This is a genomic window from Streptomyces sp. PA03-3a (assembly GCF_033792735.1).
Classification (GTDB): Bacteria; Actinomycetota; Actinomycetes; order Streptomycetales; family Streptomycetaceae; genus Actinacidiphila.
Genome location: NZ_JARAVM010000012.1, coordinates 169,722 through 188,576 on the forward strand (window position 1 = coordinate 169,722; position 18,855 = coordinate 188,576).

At 73.9% G+C, this 18,855-nt stretch carries 16 protein-coding genes; 6 read left to right on the forward strand and 10 right to left on the reverse strand.

Annotation, left to right across the window (positions count from 1 at the left end; all coding sequences use genetic code 11):
* Positions 1-39: 39 nt before the first annotated feature.
* Positions 40-1,203 carry a DUF2786 domain-containing protein gene (locus tag PV342_RS17140; protein ID WP_500317730.1) on the forward strand — a complete coding sequence of 388 codons (1,164 nt, stop codon included), beginning with the start codon at positions 40-42 and terminating at the stop codon, positions 1,201-1,203.
* Between the two features lie 464 nt (positions 1,204-1,667).
* Here the strand turns inward: PV342_RS17140 and PV342_RS17145 are convergent, their stop codons facing one another.
* From PV342_RS17145 to PV342_RS17155, 3 genes are all read right to left on the reverse strand, one after another.
* Positions 1,668-2,180 (reverse strand): pyridoxamine 5'-phosphate oxidase family protein, encoded by a 513-nt coding sequence (locus PV342_RS17145; RefSeq protein WP_018558492.1) that lies wholly within the window; start codon positions 2,178-2,180, stop codon positions 1,668-1,670.
* A gap of 18 nt (positions 2,181-2,198) precedes the next feature.
* Positions 2,199-3,737 carry a vWA domain-containing protein gene (locus PV342_RS17150; protein WP_500317770.1) on the reverse strand — a complete coding sequence of 513 codons (1,539 nt, stop codon included), beginning with the start codon at positions 3,735-3,737 and terminating at the stop codon, positions 2,199-2,201.
* 141 nt (positions 3,738-3,878) lie between these two features.
* A complete protein-coding gene (locus tag PV342_RS17155; RefSeq protein WP_500317732.1) occupies positions 3,879-5,108 on the reverse strand; it encodes an APC family permease in 1,230 nt (409 codons plus the stop codon).
* 164 nt (positions 5,109-5,272) lie between these two features.
* Here PV342_RS17155 and PV342_RS17160 point away from each other — a divergent pair, with 164 nt between their 5' ends.
* Positions 5,273-6,208 carry an alpha/beta fold hydrolase gene (locus tag PV342_RS17160; protein WP_500317733.1) on the forward strand — a complete coding sequence of 312 codons (936 nt, stop codon included), beginning with the start codon at positions 5,273-5,275 and terminating at the stop codon, positions 6,206-6,208.
* A gap of 90 nt (positions 6,209-6,298) precedes the next feature.
* Here PV342_RS17160 and PV342_RS17165 read toward each other — a convergent pair whose 3' ends face one another.
* Together PV342_RS17165 and PV342_RS17170 are read right to left on the reverse strand one after the other, a co-directional pair.
* Positions 6,299-7,327 (reverse strand): rod shape-determining protein, encoded by a 1,029-nt coding sequence (locus PV342_RS17165; RefSeq protein ID WP_018558496.1) that lies wholly within the window; start codon positions 7,325-7,327, stop codon positions 6,299-6,301.
* 116 nt (positions 7,328-7,443) lie between these two features.
* Complete coding sequence (locus PV342_RS17170) at positions 7,444-9,132, reverse strand: SpoIIE family protein phosphatase (RefSeq protein WP_500317735.1); 1,689 nt, start codon at positions 9,130-9,132, stop codon at positions 7,444-7,446.
* A gap of 157 nt (positions 9,133-9,289) precedes the next feature.
* Here PV342_RS17170 and PV342_RS17175 point away from each other — a divergent pair, with 157 nt between their 5' ends.
* A complete protein-coding gene (locus tag PV342_RS17175) occupies positions 9,290-10,348 on the forward strand; it encodes a M23 family metallopeptidase (RefSeq protein ID WP_500317736.1) in 1,059 nt (352 codons plus the stop codon).
* A 44-nt stretch (positions 10,349-10,392) separates the two neighbouring features.
* Here the strand turns inward: PV342_RS17175 and PV342_RS17180 are convergent, their stop codons facing one another.
* The 3 genes from PV342_RS17180 to leuE form a co-directional block, all read right to left on the reverse strand.
* A complete protein-coding gene (locus PV342_RS17180) occupies positions 10,393-11,397 on the reverse strand; it encodes a cation diffusion facilitator family transporter (protein WP_400804133.1) in 1,005 nt (334 codons plus the stop codon).
* 28 nt (positions 11,398-11,425) lie between these two features.
* On the reverse strand, positions 11,426-12,877 hold the full coding sequence (gad, locus tag PV342_RS17185; RefSeq protein WP_500317737.1) for a glutamate decarboxylase: 1,452 nt from the start codon (positions 12,875-12,877) through the stop codon (positions 11,426-11,428).
* 62 nt (positions 12,878-12,939) lie between these two features.
* Positions 12,940-13,599: a leucine efflux protein LeuE gene (gene leuE, locus PV342_RS17190; RefSeq protein WP_500317739.1), complete on the reverse strand. Its 660-nt coding sequence runs from the start codon at positions 13,597-13,599 to the stop codon at positions 12,940-12,942.
* A 54-nt stretch (positions 13,600-13,653) separates the two neighbouring features.
* On the opposite strand from leuE, the gene PV342_RS17195 reads away from it, so the two are divergent.
* Complete coding sequence (locus PV342_RS17195; protein ID WP_018558501.1) at positions 13,654-14,427, forward strand: MerR family transcriptional regulator; 774 nt, start codon at positions 13,654-13,656, stop codon at positions 14,425-14,427.
* Here the strand turns inward: PV342_RS17195 and PV342_RS17200 are convergent.
* Together PV342_RS17200 and PV342_RS17205 are read right to left on the reverse strand one after the other, a co-directional pair.
* On the reverse strand, positions 14,408-14,779 hold the full coding sequence (locus PV342_RS17200; protein WP_018558502.1) for a YbjQ family protein: 372 nt from the start codon (positions 14,777-14,779) through the stop codon (positions 14,408-14,410). The two genes, PV342_RS17195 and PV342_RS17200, sit on opposite strands and share 20 nt — an antisense overlap.
* Before the next feature lie 39 nt (positions 14,780-14,818).
* On the reverse strand, positions 14,819-16,165 hold the full coding sequence (locus tag PV342_RS17205; RefSeq protein ID WP_400804123.1) for an ABC transporter ATP-binding protein: 1,347 nt from the start codon (positions 16,163-16,165) through the stop codon (positions 14,819-14,821).
* 139 nt (positions 16,166-16,304) lie between these two features.
* Here PV342_RS17205 and PV342_RS17210 point away from each other — a divergent pair, with 139 nt between their 5' ends.
* Together PV342_RS17210 and PV342_RS17215 are read left to right on the forward strand one after the other, a co-directional pair.
* Positions 16,305-17,033, forward strand: coding sequence for a DedA family protein (locus PV342_RS17210; RefSeq protein ID WP_386987954.1), 729 nt, complete (start codon positions 16,305-16,307; stop codon positions 17,031-17,033).
* A gap of 121 nt (positions 17,034-17,154) precedes the next feature.
* Positions 17,155-18,759, forward strand: coding sequence for a threonine/serine exporter family protein (locus PV342_RS17215; protein WP_386987956.1), 1,605 nt, complete (start codon positions 17,155-17,157; stop codon positions 18,757-18,759).
* The last annotated feature ends 96 nt before the right edge of the window (positions 18,760-18,855 follow it).

Below are 18,855 nucleotides of genomic sequence, written 5' to 3' on the forward strand. Positions count from 1 at the left end.
GTACTCCGTACGCGGCGTGTCGGTGCGATCCTGAACCCCGTGCGAGATGCGATGACGGTGGTCGAGGCGGCGTTCTCCGGCGCTCTGGGGGCGGCGGAGGGGGACGTCGAGATGGCGCTGGACGCCGGGGCGTCGGCCATGGCGGCGGCGGAGGCCGGCTGGGACGAGGTCGGCCGGGCGGTGGTGACCGCCGTGGGCGGACTGCTGCGGGGCTGCCGGGCGCGCGGCTGGCAGGACGCGGACGTGCTGCGGATGGTGCGCCGTGAACTGCGCCCCGAGCACGTGCGGCTCGCCGGCCGGCTGAGCGCGGACGGCGGCGACCCGGCGGGCCTCCTGACGGCGTACGGGGCGGCGGAGCGGCTGGACCGCTTCGCGGTGGCGACGGCCGTGCTGGAACTCGTCCGCCTGCTGGGGCGGCTGCCCGGCATCACCCCGCTGGCCGCGCCCCCGGCGGCGTCTGCCGGTACGGGGCACCCGATGCTGCGGCGGATCAGGGCGCTGCTGGCGAAGGCCGAGTCCACGGCCTTCCCGGAGGAGGCGGAGGCGCTGAGCGCGAAGGCCCAGCACCTGATGGCGCGGCACAGCGTGGACGAGGCGCTGGTCGCGGGTACGGCGCCGGGCGGCGGCCCGGGCGCGCGGCGGATCGGCGTGGACCGCCCGTACGAGGCGCCGAAGGCCCTGCTGCTGGACGCGGTCGCGGAGGCGAACCGCTGCCGTGCCGTGTGGTCGGCGGAGTTCGGCTTCTCGACGGTCGTGGGCTGGGAGGCCGACCTGGAGGCCGTGGAGGTGCTGTACACGTCGCTGCTGGTGCAGGCCGAGGCGGCCATGCGCGGCGGCGGCGCCCCGGAACCGGCCGCGCCTCGCCCGCGCCGCAAGGGCGGCAGGGGCGGCGACCTGTCGCGGGACTTCCGCGAGTCCTTCCTCATCGCCTACGCGGGCCGCGTCGGCGAGCGCCTGGCCTCCGCCTCACGCGACGCGACGGAGGAGGCCGCGCAGGCCACCGGAGCCACGGAGGTCCTCCCCGCGCTGGCCGCCCGCGAGGTCGCCGTCGGCCGCGCCGCGGACGCGATGTTCCCCGAGACCCGCACGCAGCGCCTCAGGGGCCGCGACCACGAGGGCTGGGCCCGCGGGACCGCCGCAGCCGACCGCGCCGCCTTCCACGGCCCGGCCGGCCCGGGCTCGTCCAGGCGTTCCCGCGGGTGACGGCGCCCTCCGGTGCCTGTGTTCGGCTCTCCCGCCGTCCCGCGCCCTTCGGGGCGCAGAGCGGCGGCCTGCGGACCGGAGGGTGGGTGGCGGCTCTCCCCTCGACGCGGTGCGGGTGGCGGGCGGCCGGGGTTCAGGCTCCGGAGCGGTTCGCGTTTCCGGTGGTGCCGGTCTGCGCGCCCGCCGTGACCGGCGTCCGCGGGTGCTTCCCGAGATCGGGCCCTGTTCCGACGTCCATGCCGGTGAAGGCGAGCTTGATGCCCCCCGCTCGGTACCCCGGCGAAGCAGGGCCTGATCTCCCGCCGACCGCTCGACAGCACCCCGAATCACCCGCAGAGGCCGGCAACGGCGGGCGCACCCGCCCTCCCCTCCGCAGCCGCCCGCTTCGCGCACGCGGGGCGCGAGACGAACCCGCACCCGACGACAGGCCACAGGCGCCTACGGGCCGCGTCCCCCGGGTTCACCTAGAACAGCCAGCGGGTCTGGCTGTAGGTGGTGCCGCGGGCGTAGGCGAAGGCCGTGGTGGGTTCCACCTCGTAGACCAGGGCTTCGTGGCCGTCGCCGACGAAGACCTGGTCGCGTACGTCGAAGTGCCATTCGGAGCCGTACTTGCTCTCGTACGCCTCCGCGATCCGGCGCAGTTGCTTGTCACTGCGCACACGCGCCGCCCTGCCCTCCAGCACGATGTCCAGGCCCTCGCCGAGCGCGTTGTTGCCGGTGGTGAGGACGACCCGGGGGTTGCGGTCGAGGTTCCCTGCCTTGCGCTCGTCGGCGCCGGTGCAGAAGTGCAGCGCGTCGTCGAGCCAGACCCCGATCAACGGGGTGACGTGGGGGCGGCCGTCCGGTCGGACGGTGGTCAGCCAGTAGATCTCGGCGCCCGCCAGGTGTCCGCGGGCGTCGTGCCAGGTCGTGGGGGTCGCGCCGGCGCTGCTGTGACGGGCGTCGAGCTCGGGTTCGGGTTCCTTCTCTTCTGCCATGTCTCCACTGATACTCCATCAGCCCGCGCGCAGCGCGTACGCGCTGTCGACGGCTTCCGCCAGGTCGCGTACGGCCGGGTCCTCGGTGGTCGCGGCCAGGGCGTGCGCGCGGTCGCCGAGCTCGGCGAGGCCGGGGGCGCCGGGCAGTTGCCCGTCACCGGTGTCGTAGGTGCGCAGCGCGTCGGCGAAGTACGCGGCGACCGCGTCCACGCGGAGCCGCGGGGACGTGCCGGAGTCCCACAGGCGGCCGGCGAGCCGGTCCGCCTCGACGGCGCCCGCGGCCTCGTGCGGGGAGCGGTCGTGCGGGTCGAGCCAGCGCACGGTGGCCGTGGCGACGTGGCCCCGGGCGCCCGCCTTCAGCCGCACGGCGTAGAGCGCGGTGACGGTGTGGCCGGGGCCGACCTCGCCGCCGTCGACGCGGTCGTCGCGGAAGTCCTCGTCGGCGACGGCGCGGTTCTCGAAGCCGATCAGGCGGTAGCGGTCGACGGTGCGCGGGTCGAAGGAGATCTGGGCCTTGGCGTCGCGGGCGCGCAGGCCGATGTTGACGGGCAGTCGGTCCACGAACAGGGCGCGGGCCTCGGCCGGGGTCGAGACGTACGAGGTGTGGCCGTCGCCCTTGTCGACCAGCCGTTCCATCAGTTCGTCGCCGTACTCGCTGCCGACGCCGACGCCGAAGAGCGCGATGCCGTGCCGTGAGCGGGCCCGGTCGATCCGCTCCAGGAGGGCGTCGGGGTCGGTCTCCCCGGTGTTGGCGAGGGCGTCGGAGAGCAGTACGACCCGGTTGGTGGCCCCGCGCCGGGCGCTCTCCAGGGCAACGTCGTAGCCGGTGAGCAGACCCGCCTCCAGGTTGGTGGAGTCCTCCGGTGCGAGGCGGTCGACGACGGACAGGGCGTGCTTCCGGGCGTCCGCGGCCCCGAGCCGGGTGGCCGGCAGGGCGACCCGCGCGTGGTCGCTGAAGGTCACGACGGCGAGGGAGTCGTCGTCCCGCAGCTCGCCGACCGCGGCGCGCAGCGCCTTCTGGACGAGGTCGAGGCGGCCCGGGTCGCCCATGGAGCCGGAGACGTCCACGACGAAGGTGAGCACGGCCGGCGGCCTGTTCGCCTCGTCCGCGGGGCGGGTGGCGAGGCCGACGCGCAGGAGGGACCAGCCCTCCTCGTCGCCGATGCGGGCGCCGTCGACGGTGACGGAGAAGCCGTCGCCCCTGGGTGCGGGGTAGTCCTGGCGGAAGCTGTTGACGAACTCCTCGTGGCGCACGTCCTTCGGGGAGGGCAGGAAACCCTGGTCGAGCCGCCGCTTGGCGTAGCCGTAGGAGGCGGTGTCGACGTCCAGGGCGAAGGTCGACAGCCGCGACGCGTCGGGCGCCAGCTCCGGGCCCCCGTCCTCGTGCGTGCCCTGCCCGTTCCACTCGGAGCCGTCCTTGGGGCCCTCGTCCGCGCCCCGCACGGGCCCGGGCCGCTGCGCGCGGTCGCCGCTTTCCCGGTCCGCGTTGGCGCCGCAACCCGTCAGTACCGCTCCGGCGGCCACCGTCGCCAGTACCGCCGCCATGATCCGCCGCATCAGCGTCACCTGCCCTGCCCTCCCCCGTGGGCGCCCCCTGCGCCTTCTGCGACTGTGACGCAGGAGACCGCGGACGGGTGGCATCGGGGCCGTTGCGGATGGATCTCGGTCGGGCAACGCCCCTCGCCCGGGCGACCCGCGTCAGGCGCGCCGGGAGCCCCGGGAGCGTGCCGCGTACACCGCCGCGCCGATGGCCAGGACGGCCGCGCCCGCGGCGACGGAGGTCCAGGGCAGGGCGAAGGCCAGGACGAGGCAGCCGAGCAGGCCGAGGGCGGGTACGGCGCGCCGGGCGCCGGGGCCGAGGGTCCAGGCGGAGGCGTTGGCGACCGCGTAGTAGGCGAGGACGCCGAAGGAGGAGAAGCCGATCGCCCCGCGCAGGTCGGCGGTGGCGGCGAGGACGGCGACGACCGCGCCGACGGCGAGTTCGGCGTGGTGCGGCACCCCGGACCGGGGGTGCACCGCGGCCAGGGTCCGTGGCAGGTGCCCGTCGCGGGCCATGGCCAGGGTGGTGCGGGAGACCCCGAGGATCAGCGCGAGCAGGGAGCCGACGGCGGCGACCGCGGCGCCCACCCGCATCAGCGGCGCGAGGTCGCCCGCGGCGTCGGCCAGGGGCGCGGCCGAGCCGGCGAGCCCCTGCGGGCCCAGCACCGCGAGCAGGGCGACCGCGACGGCCGCGTAGACGACCAGCGTGATGCCGAGGGCGAGCGGGATCGCGCGGGGGATGGTGCGCGCCGGGTCCCTGACCTCCTCGCCGAGGGTGGCGATCCTGGCGTATCCGGCGAAGGCGAAGAACAGCAGGCCGGCCGCCTGCAGCACCCCGCCCACGGTCGCGTCGGCGCCGATGTCCAGCCGGGCGGCGTCGGCGTCGCCGCCGGTGAACGCGGCGACCGTGAAGGCCGCGAGCAGCGCGAGGACGACGGCGACGATGCCCCGGGTGAGCCAGGCCGCCTTCTGCACGCCGGCGTAGTTGACGGCGGTGAGCGCCACGACCGCGGCGACGCCGACCGCCCGCTGCTGCTCCGGCCAGACGTACGCGCCGATCGTCAGGGCCATCGCGCCGCAGGAGGCGGTCTTGCCGACGGCGAAGGACCAGCCCGCCAGGTAGCCCCAGAACGGCCCGAGCCGCTCGCGCCCGTAGACGTACGTCCCGCCCGAGGCGGGGTACAGCGCGGCGAGCCGGGCCGAGGACATGGCGTTGCAGTAGGCGACGACGGCGGCGGCCGCGAGCCCGGCGAGCAGCCCGGACCCGGCCGCGCGGGCGGCCGGGGCGAAGGCGGCGAAGACCCCGGCGCCGATCATCGAGCCGAGTCCGATGACGGTGGCGTCGAAGACGCCGAGCCGTCGCTGCAGTATCGCGTTCGCACCGGTCACAGCGGCAAAGGTATCCCGTCCCACTGCTAGACATCGCGTCAGCAAGCTGCCATCGTGGCCGCCGGGAACGGCGGCGGAACGGGGCACGAAGACGAGGTGACGCCGCGACGGCCAAGTGGCGACGCGGCGGCGCGGCGGCGACGCGAGGACGAAGGGCGGCGGACATGGCGCAGCGCTGGGTCACGGCCTCCGACGGGGTGCGGCTGGCGGTGTACGAGCAGGGGGACCCGGCCGGGCCCACGGTGCTGTGCGTGCACGGCTTCCCCGACGACCACGGGGTGTGGGACGGCGTCGCAGGGCGGCTGGCCGCCCGCGGCCTCCACGTCGTGTCGTACGACGTGCGCGGCTCGGGCGCCTCGGACAAGCCGCGCCGTACCCGCGCCTACCGGCTGCCGCGGCTCGCCGCCGACACCACCGCCGTCGCCGACGCGGTCAGCCCGGGCGCCCCGGTGCACCTGCTCACCCACGACTGGGGGTCGGTGCAGAGCTGGCACACCGTCAGCACCCCCGAACTCGCGCACCGCTACGCCTCGATCACCTCGATCTCCGGACCCGACCTCGACCACACCGGCCGCTGGTACCGCGCCCAGCTGCGCCGCCCGTCCCCGGCCCGTCTGCTCAAGCTCGCCAAGCAGTCGCTGGCCTCGCAGTACGTCGGCTTCTTCCATCTGGCGGGGATCGCCGAACTCGCCTGCCGCGGCGGCTTCCTGGACGGCGTCATCGCGACCCTGCGCCGCCTGGAGACCGGGGAGGCCCCCGCCGGGTACGGCCCCGGGCTCGCCGCCCGCAACCGTGCCGGGCTGAGGCTCTACCGCGCCAATGTGCTGCCCCGCGTGATCCGCCCCCGCGTCCGGCACGCCGGGCTCCCCGCGGTGGTGCTGGCCCCGTCCAAGGACGTGTTCGTCCTGCCGCCCTGGCAGACCGAGATCACCGACTGGGCACCCGCCGCGGAGATCCACCACGTGGACGGCGGCCACTGGCTTCCCTCCCACCGCCCGGACCTCGTCGCCGGGCACACCGCGCGCCTGGTCGAACGCGCGGAACGGGACAGGGCCGAAAGGGCCGCGCCGCGACCGCCGAGCCCGGGCGCCGGCCGCTGACGGCCGCTTCCACCGGGCCGGCCCGGAGAGCCCCTCCGGACACGGCTCGGCCGGGACGGGCAGGTGCTCCCGTCCCGGCCGGCCGCGGGACTACACGGACAGCGGGTCGAGCGGCGTTGGGACGGGGTGGCCCTCCATCATGGCGCCGAGTCCGAGCACCGCGCAGACGTCGGGCCGGTCCGCGACCGTGACCGGCATCCCGGTGGCCTGACGGAGCATCATGTCCAGGCCCGGCAGCAGCGCGCTGCCGCCCGCCAGCATGACGCCGCGGTCGGTGAGGTCGGCCACCAGGTCCGGCGGGCACCTCCGGAGCACCTGGCCGATGCCGTCGACCAGCGTCGCCATGGGCATCCGGATCGCCTGCCGTACCGCCTCGGTGTCGACGCGGACCGTACGGGCGATCCCGCTGGCGACGTCGCGCCCCTGGACCTCGGCGCTGGGCGCGGTGGGCCCGGGCGCGGAGAGGGCCTCGTGCAGCGACCGCACCGACTGGCTGGGCAGCAGCAGTTCGTGCGTGTTGCGCAGGTGCTGGACGACGGCGTGGTCGATGGCCTCGCCGCCCACCCCGATGGTCTCCGCGGCGACGATCGAGCCCATCGACATGACCGCGATCTGCGTGGTGCCGGCCCCGGCGAGCATGATCATCGTCGCTTCGGGCTGCTCGACCGGCAGTCCGCACCCGATGGCGGCCGCGATCACGGAGTCGACGAGTTCGACCCGCCGCGAACCGAGGCCGTACAGCGTCTCGACGGCGGCCCGCTGGGCCAGCGGCCCGCTGCCGTTGGGGGTGCAGACGGCCGCCCGGAGCATCGGCTTGCGCCGCCAGGCCTTGCGGAGCTGACCGCCCAGCAAGTGGCGGAGCATGCGCTGGGCCATCTCGATGTCGACGACCATCCCGGCCTGGATGGGGCGGACCACGCGGATGTGCTCCGGCGTGCGGCCGGTCATCTTCTCGGCGAGCGAGCCGACCGCGATGAGGGCACCGCTGTGCGCGTTGACGGCGGCCACGCTGGGCTCGTCCACGACGAGTCCCTGGTGCTTGAGGTAGACACGGGTGCGCGACGCCCCGAGGTCGACGGCAACGGAGCAACGACGCAGATGCGCCAGACTGACGGTCACGGCAGATCCTCCCCGAGGGGCCGGTTCCCGGGACCGCCCCTGCGGCGGCCCGTCTGATCATCGTGCGGGCGCAAGTCGAGATCCGCCTCTTGTGATAGTCCGAGCGGTTGATCCGGTTATCGGACGATCCGTGCGGCGAGGACCGCGATGTCGTCGTCCGCCGGCTCCACGACCAGCAAGGACAGGATCCGGTCGACCAGTCCGCCCAGATCACCGTCGGAGTGCAGACGCAACCCGGCGAGCCGGTCGAGCGACGCGTCGATGTCCTCCCCGCGCCGCTCCACGAGGCCGTCCGTGTACAGCAGCAGGACGTCGCCGGGCCGGCAGGAGGCGGACACGGCCTCGTAGCCCCCGTGACCGGTGCCCAGCGGCGGCCCGACCGGCACGTCGATGATGCGGACCGTGCCGTCCGGGCGGATGGCCGCGGGCGGCAGGTGACCGGCGCTGGAGAAGGTGCACATGTCGCGCACCGGGTCGACGAGGGCCAGCAGGCAGCTCGCCGGACGGCCCGACTCCGTCTCCGAGATGAGGGCGTCCAGCCTGCGCAGGATGCGGTGCGGCGGGAGGTCGGCCGCGGCCACGAAGCGCAGCATCGAGCGGTACTGGCTCATGTCGACCGAGGCCTCCACCCCGTGCCCCATGACGTCGCCCATCGCCAGGAGGGTGCGTCCGTAGGACAGCCGTACGGTGTCGTACCAGTCGCCGCCCACCAGCGCGGTGCTGCCGGCCGGCTGGTAGCGGAAGGCGGCCTCCACGGAGGGGTGCGGGGAGCCCGGCTCGGACATCAGGGCGCGCTGCAACTCCAGGGCGATGCCGTGCTCGTGCGTGTAGCGGCGGGCGTTGTCGAGGTAGATCGCGGCCCGCCGGACGACGTCCTGCACGGTCTCGGTGTCCCGCTCGGTGAACCCCGGGGACTCGCCGCAGCGGACCAGGGTCACCGTGCCGATGGGCTCGCCGCGCGCCGCGAGCGGCACGACGAGCGCCGAGTGGATGCCCACCGAGCGGAAGGCGGCCATCCGTTCGCGGGCGGACCCGCCGTGGCCCAGGGCGTCGTCGTCGAAGAGGTTCTGCACCACGGGGCTGCAGGACTGCAGGCAGCGCGGGATGGTCGTGCCCGACGGGTACTCGACGTACTCCCCGGGCTCGCCGAAGGCCTTGACCTGCTCGCGCAGGTTGGGCAGCGCGGCCATGGCGGCCCGGCGCAGCCGCAGCACGCCGCGGTTGTAGGGGGTGGAGCGCTCGGTGGGGAAGACCTCGACGGTGGCGATGTCGGCGAGCAGCGGCACGAGGAACCCGGCGAGTTCGGCGCAGGTCTCGTCCATCTCCAGCGTGGTGCCGATGAAGGTGGCCGCGCGGTCGAGGATCGCCAGCCGTTCCCGGGCCCGCTCCAGCTCCTGCTGGTGCTGGCGGGAGGCGCTGACCTCCAGCATGATCCCGACCAGGCCCAGCACGGTGCCGTCCGCCGCGTCCAGCCGGTGGTACGCGCCCTGCCAGTAGCGCCGGCCCGGCTCGGACTCGGCGTGCGTGCGGCCGCTGGAGGGCACCTCGCGCGACTTGCCGTCGGACAGGACCTGGCGCAGCGCCTCCTCGCCCGCGTCGTCCAGGTCCGGCAGCACCTCGGTGATCCGGCGGCCCACATGGGCGTCGGCGGGCAGGCCGTTCATCCGGGCGAGGGCGGGATTGACGTAGACGTAGCGCAGCTGCGGGTCGTAGATGCCTACGCCCGCGGGGGTGCCGTCCAGCACCTGCCGCAGGACCGCGTGGTCCAGCGGTGACCAGTTGCCGGGCTCACCGTCACCGCTCACCCGGTCACCCTCCTGTCCGCCGAGTGCGCCCGTTCCCATGATCGGGCGGTCCCCGGCCGGGCGCACGCCCGGATGCGGTCACCCCGCCGGGTGGCCCCGGGCCCGGCGGGGCGTGTCGTCCGGGCACCGCGGTGACCGGGCCCGAAAGGATCGGGCGATGCGATGGAGGACGGCGGCCGTGGCCCTCTGCCTGCTGCTGACCGCCTCGCCGGCGGTGGCCGGCGAGCGCCCCGAGCCGCGCCCCGGCCCGCCGGCCCGGGTGGAGCGGCTGTACGCGCAGGCGGCCCGTGCGGTGCAGGCGTACGAGGACGCGGAGCGGGCGGTCCGCCGCAAGCGCGCCGACCTGCGGCTGCTGCACCGGGCCGCGGCGGTGGAGAGGCACCGGCTGGACGTGCTGCGGGACCGGATCGGGGCGATGGCGCGCAGCGAGTACCGCAACGGGGTGCTGGGGCCGTCGGCGCGGCTGCTGCTGTCCGGGCGGCCCGACCGGCTGCTGGAGGGCGCGACGCTGGCCCGACAGGGCGACCACGCGCAGGCGGCGCTGCTGGCCGAGCGGATGCTGGCCGAGCGCCGGCTGGCGGCGGACACCGTGGCCGTGGACCGGACGCTGGCGGTGCTGGCCCGCGAGGCGCACCGCAAGGACGTGCTGCGACGGGGCATCGAGGCACGGTTGCAGCGCGCCAGGGCCCGGCTGTCCGCCCGGGACCTGGCGCTCATGGCCCACGAGGGGCTCTCGGCGGACTGCCCCCGCGACCTGTCCCCGGCCCGGCCCCGGTCGTCCGCCGCCGCCCACCGCCGGGGCGCCCCGCACTGGGTGCGCCCGGTGGCGCACTACACGCTCACCGCCCGCTACGACGCCTCCGGCGCGCACTGGGCGCACCGCCACACCGGCCAGGACTTCGCGGTGCCGCCGGGCACCCCGGTCCGCGCGGTGGGCGACGGCACGGTGGTGGTCGCCGCGTGCGGTGACGGCTTCGGCAACCAGATCGTCGTCCGGCACGACGACGGGTACTGCACGCACTACGCCCATCTGTCCGTCCTGGAGGTCGTCCCCGGGCAGCGGGTCAGCGCGGGCGAGCGGATCGGCCGGTCCGGCAACTCCGGCAACTCCACCGGCCCGCACCTGCACTTCGAGGTCCGCGTCACGCCCCAGATGGGTTCATCGGTGGCACCGCTGCCCTGGCTGGCCCGGCACGGCGTAGGCGTCGGCCGCTGACCGCCGCGGCAGGCCCGCACCCGGGGCCCGGCCGGGCGGCCGGGTCAACTCCCGCTCCCGCCCTCGCCCTTGCCCGCCTCGGCGCGCAGCGCCCGCCGCAGCCGGTGGGCAGCGCGGCGGTCCTCCTCGGAGGCGTCGGTGACGTCCAGGAAGATCTGGTCCAGTTCGGGGAACTCCCCGGCCAGCGCGCCCTTGATGCGGACCGCCGCCTCCTCCACGCTCTCGCTGTCGATGCCCTCGGTCAGGTCCACCCGGGCGGCCAGCAGCACCGAGTCGATCCCGAGGCGCATCGTCAGCAGCGCGGTGACGGTGTCGATCTCCGGCTGCCGCGTCAGCAGTTCGTGCGCCCGGTGCCGCAGCCGGGGGTCGGCGGCCTCGCCGATGAGGGTGTCCCGGCAGTCCTTGCCGAGCCGGTAGGCGACGTACATCAGCAGGACGGCGATCGCCAGGGACGCGTACGCCTCCCAGGTCCGGTCGCCGGTGGTCCAGTGCAGCAACACGCCGGTGAGCGCCAGCAGCACGCCGAACACCGCCGCGCTGTCCTCGCCGAGCACGGTGCGCAGGGTGGGGTCCTCGCCCTCGCGCAGTTCGGTGCGGAAGGGGCGGCCGTGCTCGCGGGCCCCGCCGCGTACCTGCAGCAGCGCCCTGACCAGCGAGGTCCCCTCGGCGAGCAGGGAGATGACCAGCACGGCCACGGCGATCACGAAGGCCCGCACGGTGTGCGGCTCGCTCTCGTGGAACGCGGACACGCCCTGGTAGAAGGAGAAGCAGCCGCCCATCACGAAGATGCCCACGGCGGCGAGCAGCGACCAGAACCAGCGCTCCTTGCCGTAGCCGAAGGGGTGCCGCGCGTCGGGCCCGCGCCGGCTGCGCCGCAGCGCGGCCAGCAGGAAGACCTCGTTGAGTGTGTCGGCCACCGAGTGCGCCGCCTCCGACAGCAGCGCCGGCGAGGTGGTGAGCAGCCCGCCGATCGCCTTCGCCACGGCGATCACCAGGTTCGCGGCGAGCGCGACGAAGACGGTGCCCCTGGTCTGTTCGTCCTTCCCCATGGGGAGCGTGTGCCCCGCGAGGCGCCGCTCAGTGGTGGAAGGCGGTGGGCGCCTCGCCGGGCGGGTGGAGCGGGTGGTCCTGGGCGCGCAGCTGGGGGAGGTAGCGCTCCAGGTCGGCGAGGAAGAGGTCGGCGAGGTCCTCGGAGAAGCCGTTGCGGACGACGATGCGCAGCACCGCCAGGTCCTCGCGGTTCGCAGGGTAGGTGTAGGCGGGCACCAGCCAGCCGCGCTCGCGCATCCGCCGGGAGACGTCGAAGACGTCGTACGCGGTGACGTGGTCGGCGGTGGTGAAGGCGAAGACCGGCAGCTGGTCGCCGCGGGTGATCATCCGGAAGTCCCCGCACTCCTCGATCCGCGAGGAGAGGTAGGTGGCCACGTCGCGGGCGGTCTGCTGGACGGTGCGGTAGCCGTCCCGGCCCAGCCGCAGGAAGGTGTAGTACTGGGCGACCACCTGGGCGCCGGGCCGGGAGAAGTTGAGGGCAAAGGTCGGCATGTCGCCGCCGAGGTAGTTGACCCGGAAGACCAGTTCCTCGGGCAGGGCGTCGGTGTCCCGCCACAGCGCCCAGCCGACGCCGGGGTAGACCAGCCCGTACTTGTGGCCGGAGGTGTTGATCGAGGCCACCCGGGGCAGCCGGAAGTCCCAGACCAGGTCCTCGTCGAGGAAGGGGGCGATCATGCCCCCGGAGGCCCCGTCGACGTGCACGGGGATGTCGAGCCCGGTGCGCTCCTGCAGGGCGTCGAGGGCGGCGCAGATCTCGGCCACGGGCTCGTAGGAGCCGTCGAAGGTCGAGCCGAGGACGGCCACCACCCCGATGGTGTTCTCGTCGCACATCGCGACGGCGGCGTCCGCCTCCAGGTGCAGCCGGTCGCCCTCCATCGGCATCAGGCGCGGCTCGACCTCCCAGAAGTTGCAGAACTTCTCCCAGCAGACCTGCACGTTGGCGCCCATGACCAGGTTCGGGCGGCCGGTGCCCGGGTGGCGGTCGCCGCCGCGCCTCGTCAGGCGGCGTGCGAGGGACGCGCGGGCGCCATCGCCGGTACGCCTCATCCAGCGGCGCTTGAGAGCCATGCCGGCGAGCATGCAGCCCTCGGAGGAGCCGGTGGTGGAGCAGCCGACGGCGCTCTCCGGATCGGGCGCGTGCCACAGGTCGGCGAGCATCGACACGCAGCGCCGCTCCAGTTCGGCGGTGCGCGGGTACTCGTCCTTGTCGATCATGTTCTTGTCGAGGCACTCGCCCATCAGCACCCCGGCCTCGGGCTCCATCCACGTCGTGACGAAGGTGGCCAGGTTGAGCCGGGCGTTGCCGTCGAGCATCAGCTCGTCGTGGACGAGCTGGTACGCCGTGGCCGGCACCATCGGGCCGTCCGGCAGCCGGTGCTTCGGTGGCGCCGAGCGCATCCCGGCGACCGGGTCGGCCCCGGCGTAGAAGGGGTTCACGGCGAGCTTCGGCAGGCCCTCGGCACCTTTGTGCAGCGACATACCGTCACGATACGGGTGAATCCGGTCACCGGCAGGTCGGCGACCGCCCGGGCCGGGGCCGGTCAGCCCGCCGAGGACATCGACAGCTTGGCCGCGAAGCCCAGGAACAGCGCCGCCGCTCCCGAGGTCAGGCCCGCCGCGAGACGCCTGCGGCGGCGGAACTGGCCGGCCAGGTAGGTGCCGCCGAAGATCAGCAGTGTCAGGTAGCAGAAGCTGAAGACCTGCGCGATCGTGCCCAGCGCCAGGAAGGACAGCGCGGGATGGGCGTAGCCGGGGTCCACGAACTGCACGAAGAAGGAGATGAAGAAGAGGATCGCCTTGGGGTTGAGCAGGCTGATCACCAGCGCCCGCCGGAACGGCTGCTCGGCGACCGCCACCTCGTCGGCCGCGGTCGCCACCGCCGCCGGCTCCGCGCCCCGGGACCGCCACATGCTCCAGGCGGCCCGCGCCATGCCGAGGGCGATCCACGCCAGATAGCCGGCGCCGGCGTACTTCACGATGCCGAAGAGCACGGCGTTGGCCGTGAGCAGCCCGGCCACGCCCGCCGCCGAGGCGGTCATCAGCACGGTGTCGCCGAGGAAGACGCCCAGGGCCGCGCTGTACGCCGTCCGGACGCCGCGGCGCGCCGCGACGGAGAGCGTGTACAGCGAGTTCGGCCCGGGCAGCAGCACGATCAGTACGGTGCCCAGCACGTACGTCGGCAGATCGGTGATTCCCAGCATGCGCACCAATATGGCAGTTGCACCTCACGTGGCGTGAGGCCGGAGGGTGTGGTCATGAACACGAGCGCGGGCTACCCGGTCGGGCAGGTGGCGGCTTTCGCCGGCGTGACCGTCCGCACGCTGCACCACTACGACGAGATCGGACTGCTCTCGCCGAGCGCCCGCAGCCACGCGGGCCACCGGCGCTACAGCGACGCCGACCTCGACCGGCTGCAGCAGATCCTCTTCTACCGGGAGCTCGGCTTCCCCCTGGAACAGGTCGCGGCCCTCCTCGACGACCCGGACGCGGACCCGCGGGAGCACCTGCGGCGCCAGCACGAACTGCTGACGGCCCGCATCGGGAAGCTGACGGAGATGGCCGACGCCGTCCAACGAGCCATGGAGGCACGCACGATGGGCATCAACCTCACGCCCGAGGAGAAGTTCGAGGTCTTCGGGGACTACGACCCCGACCGGCACGCCGAGGAGACCCGGGAGCGCTGGGGCAACACCGACGCGTACGAGCAGTCCCAGCGCCGGGCCGCCTCCTACACCAAGGAGGACTGGCTGCGGATCAAGGCCGAGCAGGAGGACTGGGGCGCCCGGCTGGTCGCGCTCCGCGAGTCCGGCGCCCCGGCGGACGGCGAGGCCGCGATGGACATGGCCGAGGAGCACCGGCGGTTCATCGTGGACCACTACTACGACTGCACGTACGAGATCCACACCGGGCTCGCCGGGATGTACCTGGCCGACCCGCGCTTCCACGCCTTCTACGAGTCGATCGCTCCGGGCACCGCCCGGTACGTCCACGACGCGATCATGGCCAACGCTAGGCGTGCCGGGGCGTGATCACCGCCGCGGTGCCGTAGGCGCACACCTCGGTGCCGGCCTCCGCGGCCTCGCTGACGTCGAAGCGCATCATCAGCACCGCGTTGGCGCCGCGCGACTGCGCCTGCTCCACCAGCCGCTCCATCGCCTGGGTGCGGGTCTGGGCCAGGGTCTTGGTGAGCCCCTTCAGCTCGCCGCCGACCAGGGACTTCAGACCCGCGCCGATCTGGCTGCCCAGATGGCGGGAGCGCACGGTGAGGCCGAAGACCTCGCCGATCACTCGTTCCACCCGGTAGCCCGGCACGTCGTTCGTGGTGACCACCAGGACGGCGGACTGGGGCGACTGTCCGCCGCCGTACTCGTCGATACCCATACGGGCATCGTCGTCCCCCCGCCGCCGTCCCGCGCGGTGTCAGTACTCCAGGTGCGGTGCCTGCTCCGGGGCGGGGCAGATCCGGCGGCCCGTGTGGTCGAAGACGTACAGGTGGGCGAGGTCGACCAGCAGCGGCACGTGCTGTCCCGCGCGGAGCCGCAGATCGGGCCCGGTGCGGACGACCAGGTCACCGCTCCCGCCGGCGGGCCGCTCGGTCTCCGGCCGCGGCGGCCGGTCCAGTACGGCCGTCCTGCCCTGGCCGGACACCCGCGCGGCGGCCTTCTGCACCAGCCGGCCCAGGCCGGCGGTTCCGCCCTGCCGCGAGGCCGCCCGGGAGCGCTGCCGCCCGGTGCCCGGACGGGCGGACTCCAGCTCGGGCACGACGGCCGGACGGGCGCCGGTGTCCAGGTGCACCAGTGACTCGTGGCCCTGGTACTCCACGTGCTCCACGACACCGCTGAGCACCACCTCGCCGGGCCGGGCGCTGCTCGGCCGGTCGATGCGCACGGCCTCCGAGCGCAGGCCGACGATGACCGGCCGGCCCTGCTGGATGCGCAGCATCTGGTGGTCCCGGCTCAGCGGCCGGGGGAGGACGAGCCGCTGCCGTCCCAGGTCGATCCACATCCCGCCGTCCAACTGGGCCACCACCGTCGCCTCCATGAGGTTGATCCGCGGGGTGCCGATGAAGGCGGCGACGAAGACGTTCTGCGGCAGGTGGTACGCCTCCCGAGGGGCGCTCACCTGCTGCAGCACGCCGTTGCGCATGATCGCCACACGGTCGCCCAGCGACATCGCCTCGGCCTGGTCGTGGGTGACGTACACGGTCGTCACGCCCATGCCGCGGGTGAGGCGGGCGATCTCGGCGCGCAGGTGCGAGCGGAGCTTGGCGTCGAGGTTGGACAGCGGCTCGTCCATCAGGAAGACGGACGGGTGCCGCGAGATGGCCCGGCCCATCGCGACCCGCTGCCGCTCGCCGCCGGACAGCTGAGCCGGGTAGCGGTCGAGGATGTCCTCGATGCCGAGCGTCCGCGCGGTCTCGGCGACCCGGGGCCCGGTGTCCTGCCCGGGCATCTCGAAGCGCAGCGGGAAACCGATGTTCTCCCGGCTGGTCATGCTCGGGTAGAGGGCGAAGTTCTGGAAGACCATGGCCATCCTGCGGTCGCCCGGTGCCAGGTCGTTCGCGGGCTCGCCGTCCAGGAGCAGCTCACCGGAGGTGATGTCCTCCAGACCCGCGATCATGCGCAGCACCGTGGACTTGCCGCAGCCCGACGGGCCGAGCAGCACCAGGAACTCGCCGGGGGCGATGTCCAGGGAGAAACGCTCCACGGCGCGCACGCCGCGGCCGTAGGTCTTCGAGACGTCGTGCAGGGAGATGGCGCGAGTCATGTGGGTTCCGCCGGATCATGATGATTCAGGAGTGACGGGCGACTTGCGGTGTTGCACGGTAAAACGCTTGGGAGGACCGTAGCCGAGCGTTTCCGGGCTGGGAACGGTTCGGTCGCGACCGCGTTGATACTTTTGGCGCGTGACGACTATCGCCCTGGGCCCGCAATGGCTCGACCCCGATTACCTCATCTCGTCAGCGGGCCTGATCGGCCTGCTGGCGATCGTCTTCGCCGAGTCGGGTCTGCTCATCGGCTTCTTCCTGCCGGGTGACTCCCTCCTCTTCACCGGCGGCCTGCTGGTCGCGGGCGGCAAGCTCGACTATCCGATCTGGCTGGTCTGCGTGCTGGTCTGGATCGCGGCCGTCGCCGGCGACCAGGTGGGCTACCTCTTCGGCCGCAAGGTCGGGCCCTCGCTCTTCCGGCGTCCGGACTCCAGGCTCTTCAAGCAGGAGAACGTCGAGAAGGCCCACGAGTTCTTCGAGCGGCACGGCGCCAAGTCGATCGTGCTCGCCCGCTTCGTGCCGATCGTGCGGACGTTCACCCCGGTCATCGCCGGCGTCAGCCGCATGAACTACCGCGTGTTCGTGACGTACAACGTCATCGGCGGCCTTCTGTGGGGCGTCGGCGTGACCCTGCTCGGCTACTGGCTGGGCCAGATCGCGTTCGTCCACGAGCACATCGAGCTGATCCTCATCGCGATCGTGCTGCTCTCGGTCGTCCCGATCGCCATCGAGTTCCTGCGCGCCCGCGCGGCCTCCCGGAAGGCCGCGCCGCTGCCCGGGGCACCCGAGTTCGAGGCCGACGACGAGGCCGGCCAGCCGCAGCTCCAGCGCGGCACCGGAGGTCGGCACCGCGCCAACCGCCGTTAGCCGACGGAGAGAGTGGGCAGTCGTCCCGCTGTGCCAGAGCCGAGGGGGGAGGGTGCCCGCACCCTCCCCCCTCGGCACACCCGGCGCCCGCCGGGCGATCACGCGCCGAAAGGAGGATCCCGTGGCGCATCCCAAGGAGACCGAGCAGCATGCGGGCGGCTCGGAGTTCACACCGCCCCTGGGTGTGGAGCTGCCGAGGCCCGAAACGCAGGGCTCCGCCTTCGCCCGCCCCGGGACGCGGACCTCCTCGCAGCTGTCCCACCCGGCCTTCACGCCCCCCGAGGGCATCCCGGTCGTCAGCCTCTCCAAGGAGACCCCGTGGCCCGACCGGATGCGCACGATGCTGCGCATGCCCGTCGGCGAGCGCCCCGCCCCCGAGCAGCCCGCCCGGCAGCCCGAGGCGGAGGGCGGCCCACCGGTCCCGCGCGTGCTCGACCTGACGCTGCGCATCGGTGAGCTGCTGCTCGCCGGCGGCGAGGGCGCGGAGGACGTCGAGGCCGCGATGCTCGGCGTCGCCCACGCCTACGGGCTCGGACGGGTCGAGCCGACCGTGACGTTCACCCTGCTGGGCATCTCGTACCAGCCCTCGCTGGTGGACGCGCCGGTCACCGCCAACCGCACGGTGCGTCGCCGGGCCACCGACTACACCCGTCTCGCGGCCGTCTTCCGGCTGATCAACGACATCACCGCGGCCGATCTCAGCCTGGAGGACGCCTACCGGCGGCTCGCCGGGATCCGCCGCAACCGGCACCCCTACCCGGGCTGGCTGCTGACCGCGGCGGCCGGGCTCCTCGCGGGCGCGGCGAGCATGCTCGTCGGCGGCGGCGGTCCGCTGGTGTTCGCGATCGCCGCGCTCGGCGCGATGCTGGGCGACCGGCTGGCCTGGCTGTGCGCCGGCCGCGGGCTGCCGGAGTTCTACCAGTTCGTCGCCGCGGCGATGCCCGCCGCCGTCATGGGGGTGCTGGTCGCCCGGTTCGGCCAGCACCTGCCCGGTACGAGCAGCCTGCAGGCCTCCGCGGTCATCACCGGTGGGCTCTTCGCGCTGATCCCGGGAAGGGCCCTGGTCGCGGCCGTCCAGGACGGCCTGACCGGCTTCTACATCACCGCCTCCGCCCGCCTGCTGGAGGTGATGTACCTCTTCACCGGCATCGTCGTCGGCGTGACGCTGATCCTCTACGCCGGGGTCAGCCTGGGCGCGGAACTCGACCCCGACCAGGCCTTCCGGGCCTACGAGAACCCGCCGGTGCAGTTGGTCGCCGCGATGGTGCTGAGTCTCGCCTTCGCCGTGCTGCTGCAGTGCGAGCGGGGCGTGCTGGTGGTCGCCGCCCTCAACGGCGGAGTCGCCTGGACGGTCTACGCGGCGCTGCACCAGGAGACGATCGGCGTCGGCATGTCGCCGGTCGCGGCCACCGCCGTCGCCGCGGGCCTGGTGGGCCTCTTCGGTCAGGTGCTCTCCCGTTACCGCCACGTCTCGGCGCTGCCGTACGTCACGGCCGCGATCGGCCCGCTGCTGCCGGGTTCCGCGACGTACTTCGGGCTTCTCGGGCTGACCCGCGGTCACCTGGACCAGGGATTCGCCTCGCTGACGAAGGCGGCGGCGCTGGCGCTCGCCGTGGCCATCGGGGTGAACCTGGGAGGCGAGATCGCGCGGCTGTTCATCAAGCTGCCCGGTGGCGCCGGCCAGGCACGACGCCGTGCGGCGGCCAAGCGCACCCGCGGTTTCTGAGCCTTCCGGACCACGCCGCCTCGCCACCCGGCCATGGCACAGGCAACCTGATGTTAACTGTCCGTATCGTGGTCGTAGTTGACTGTAATCGGTTTT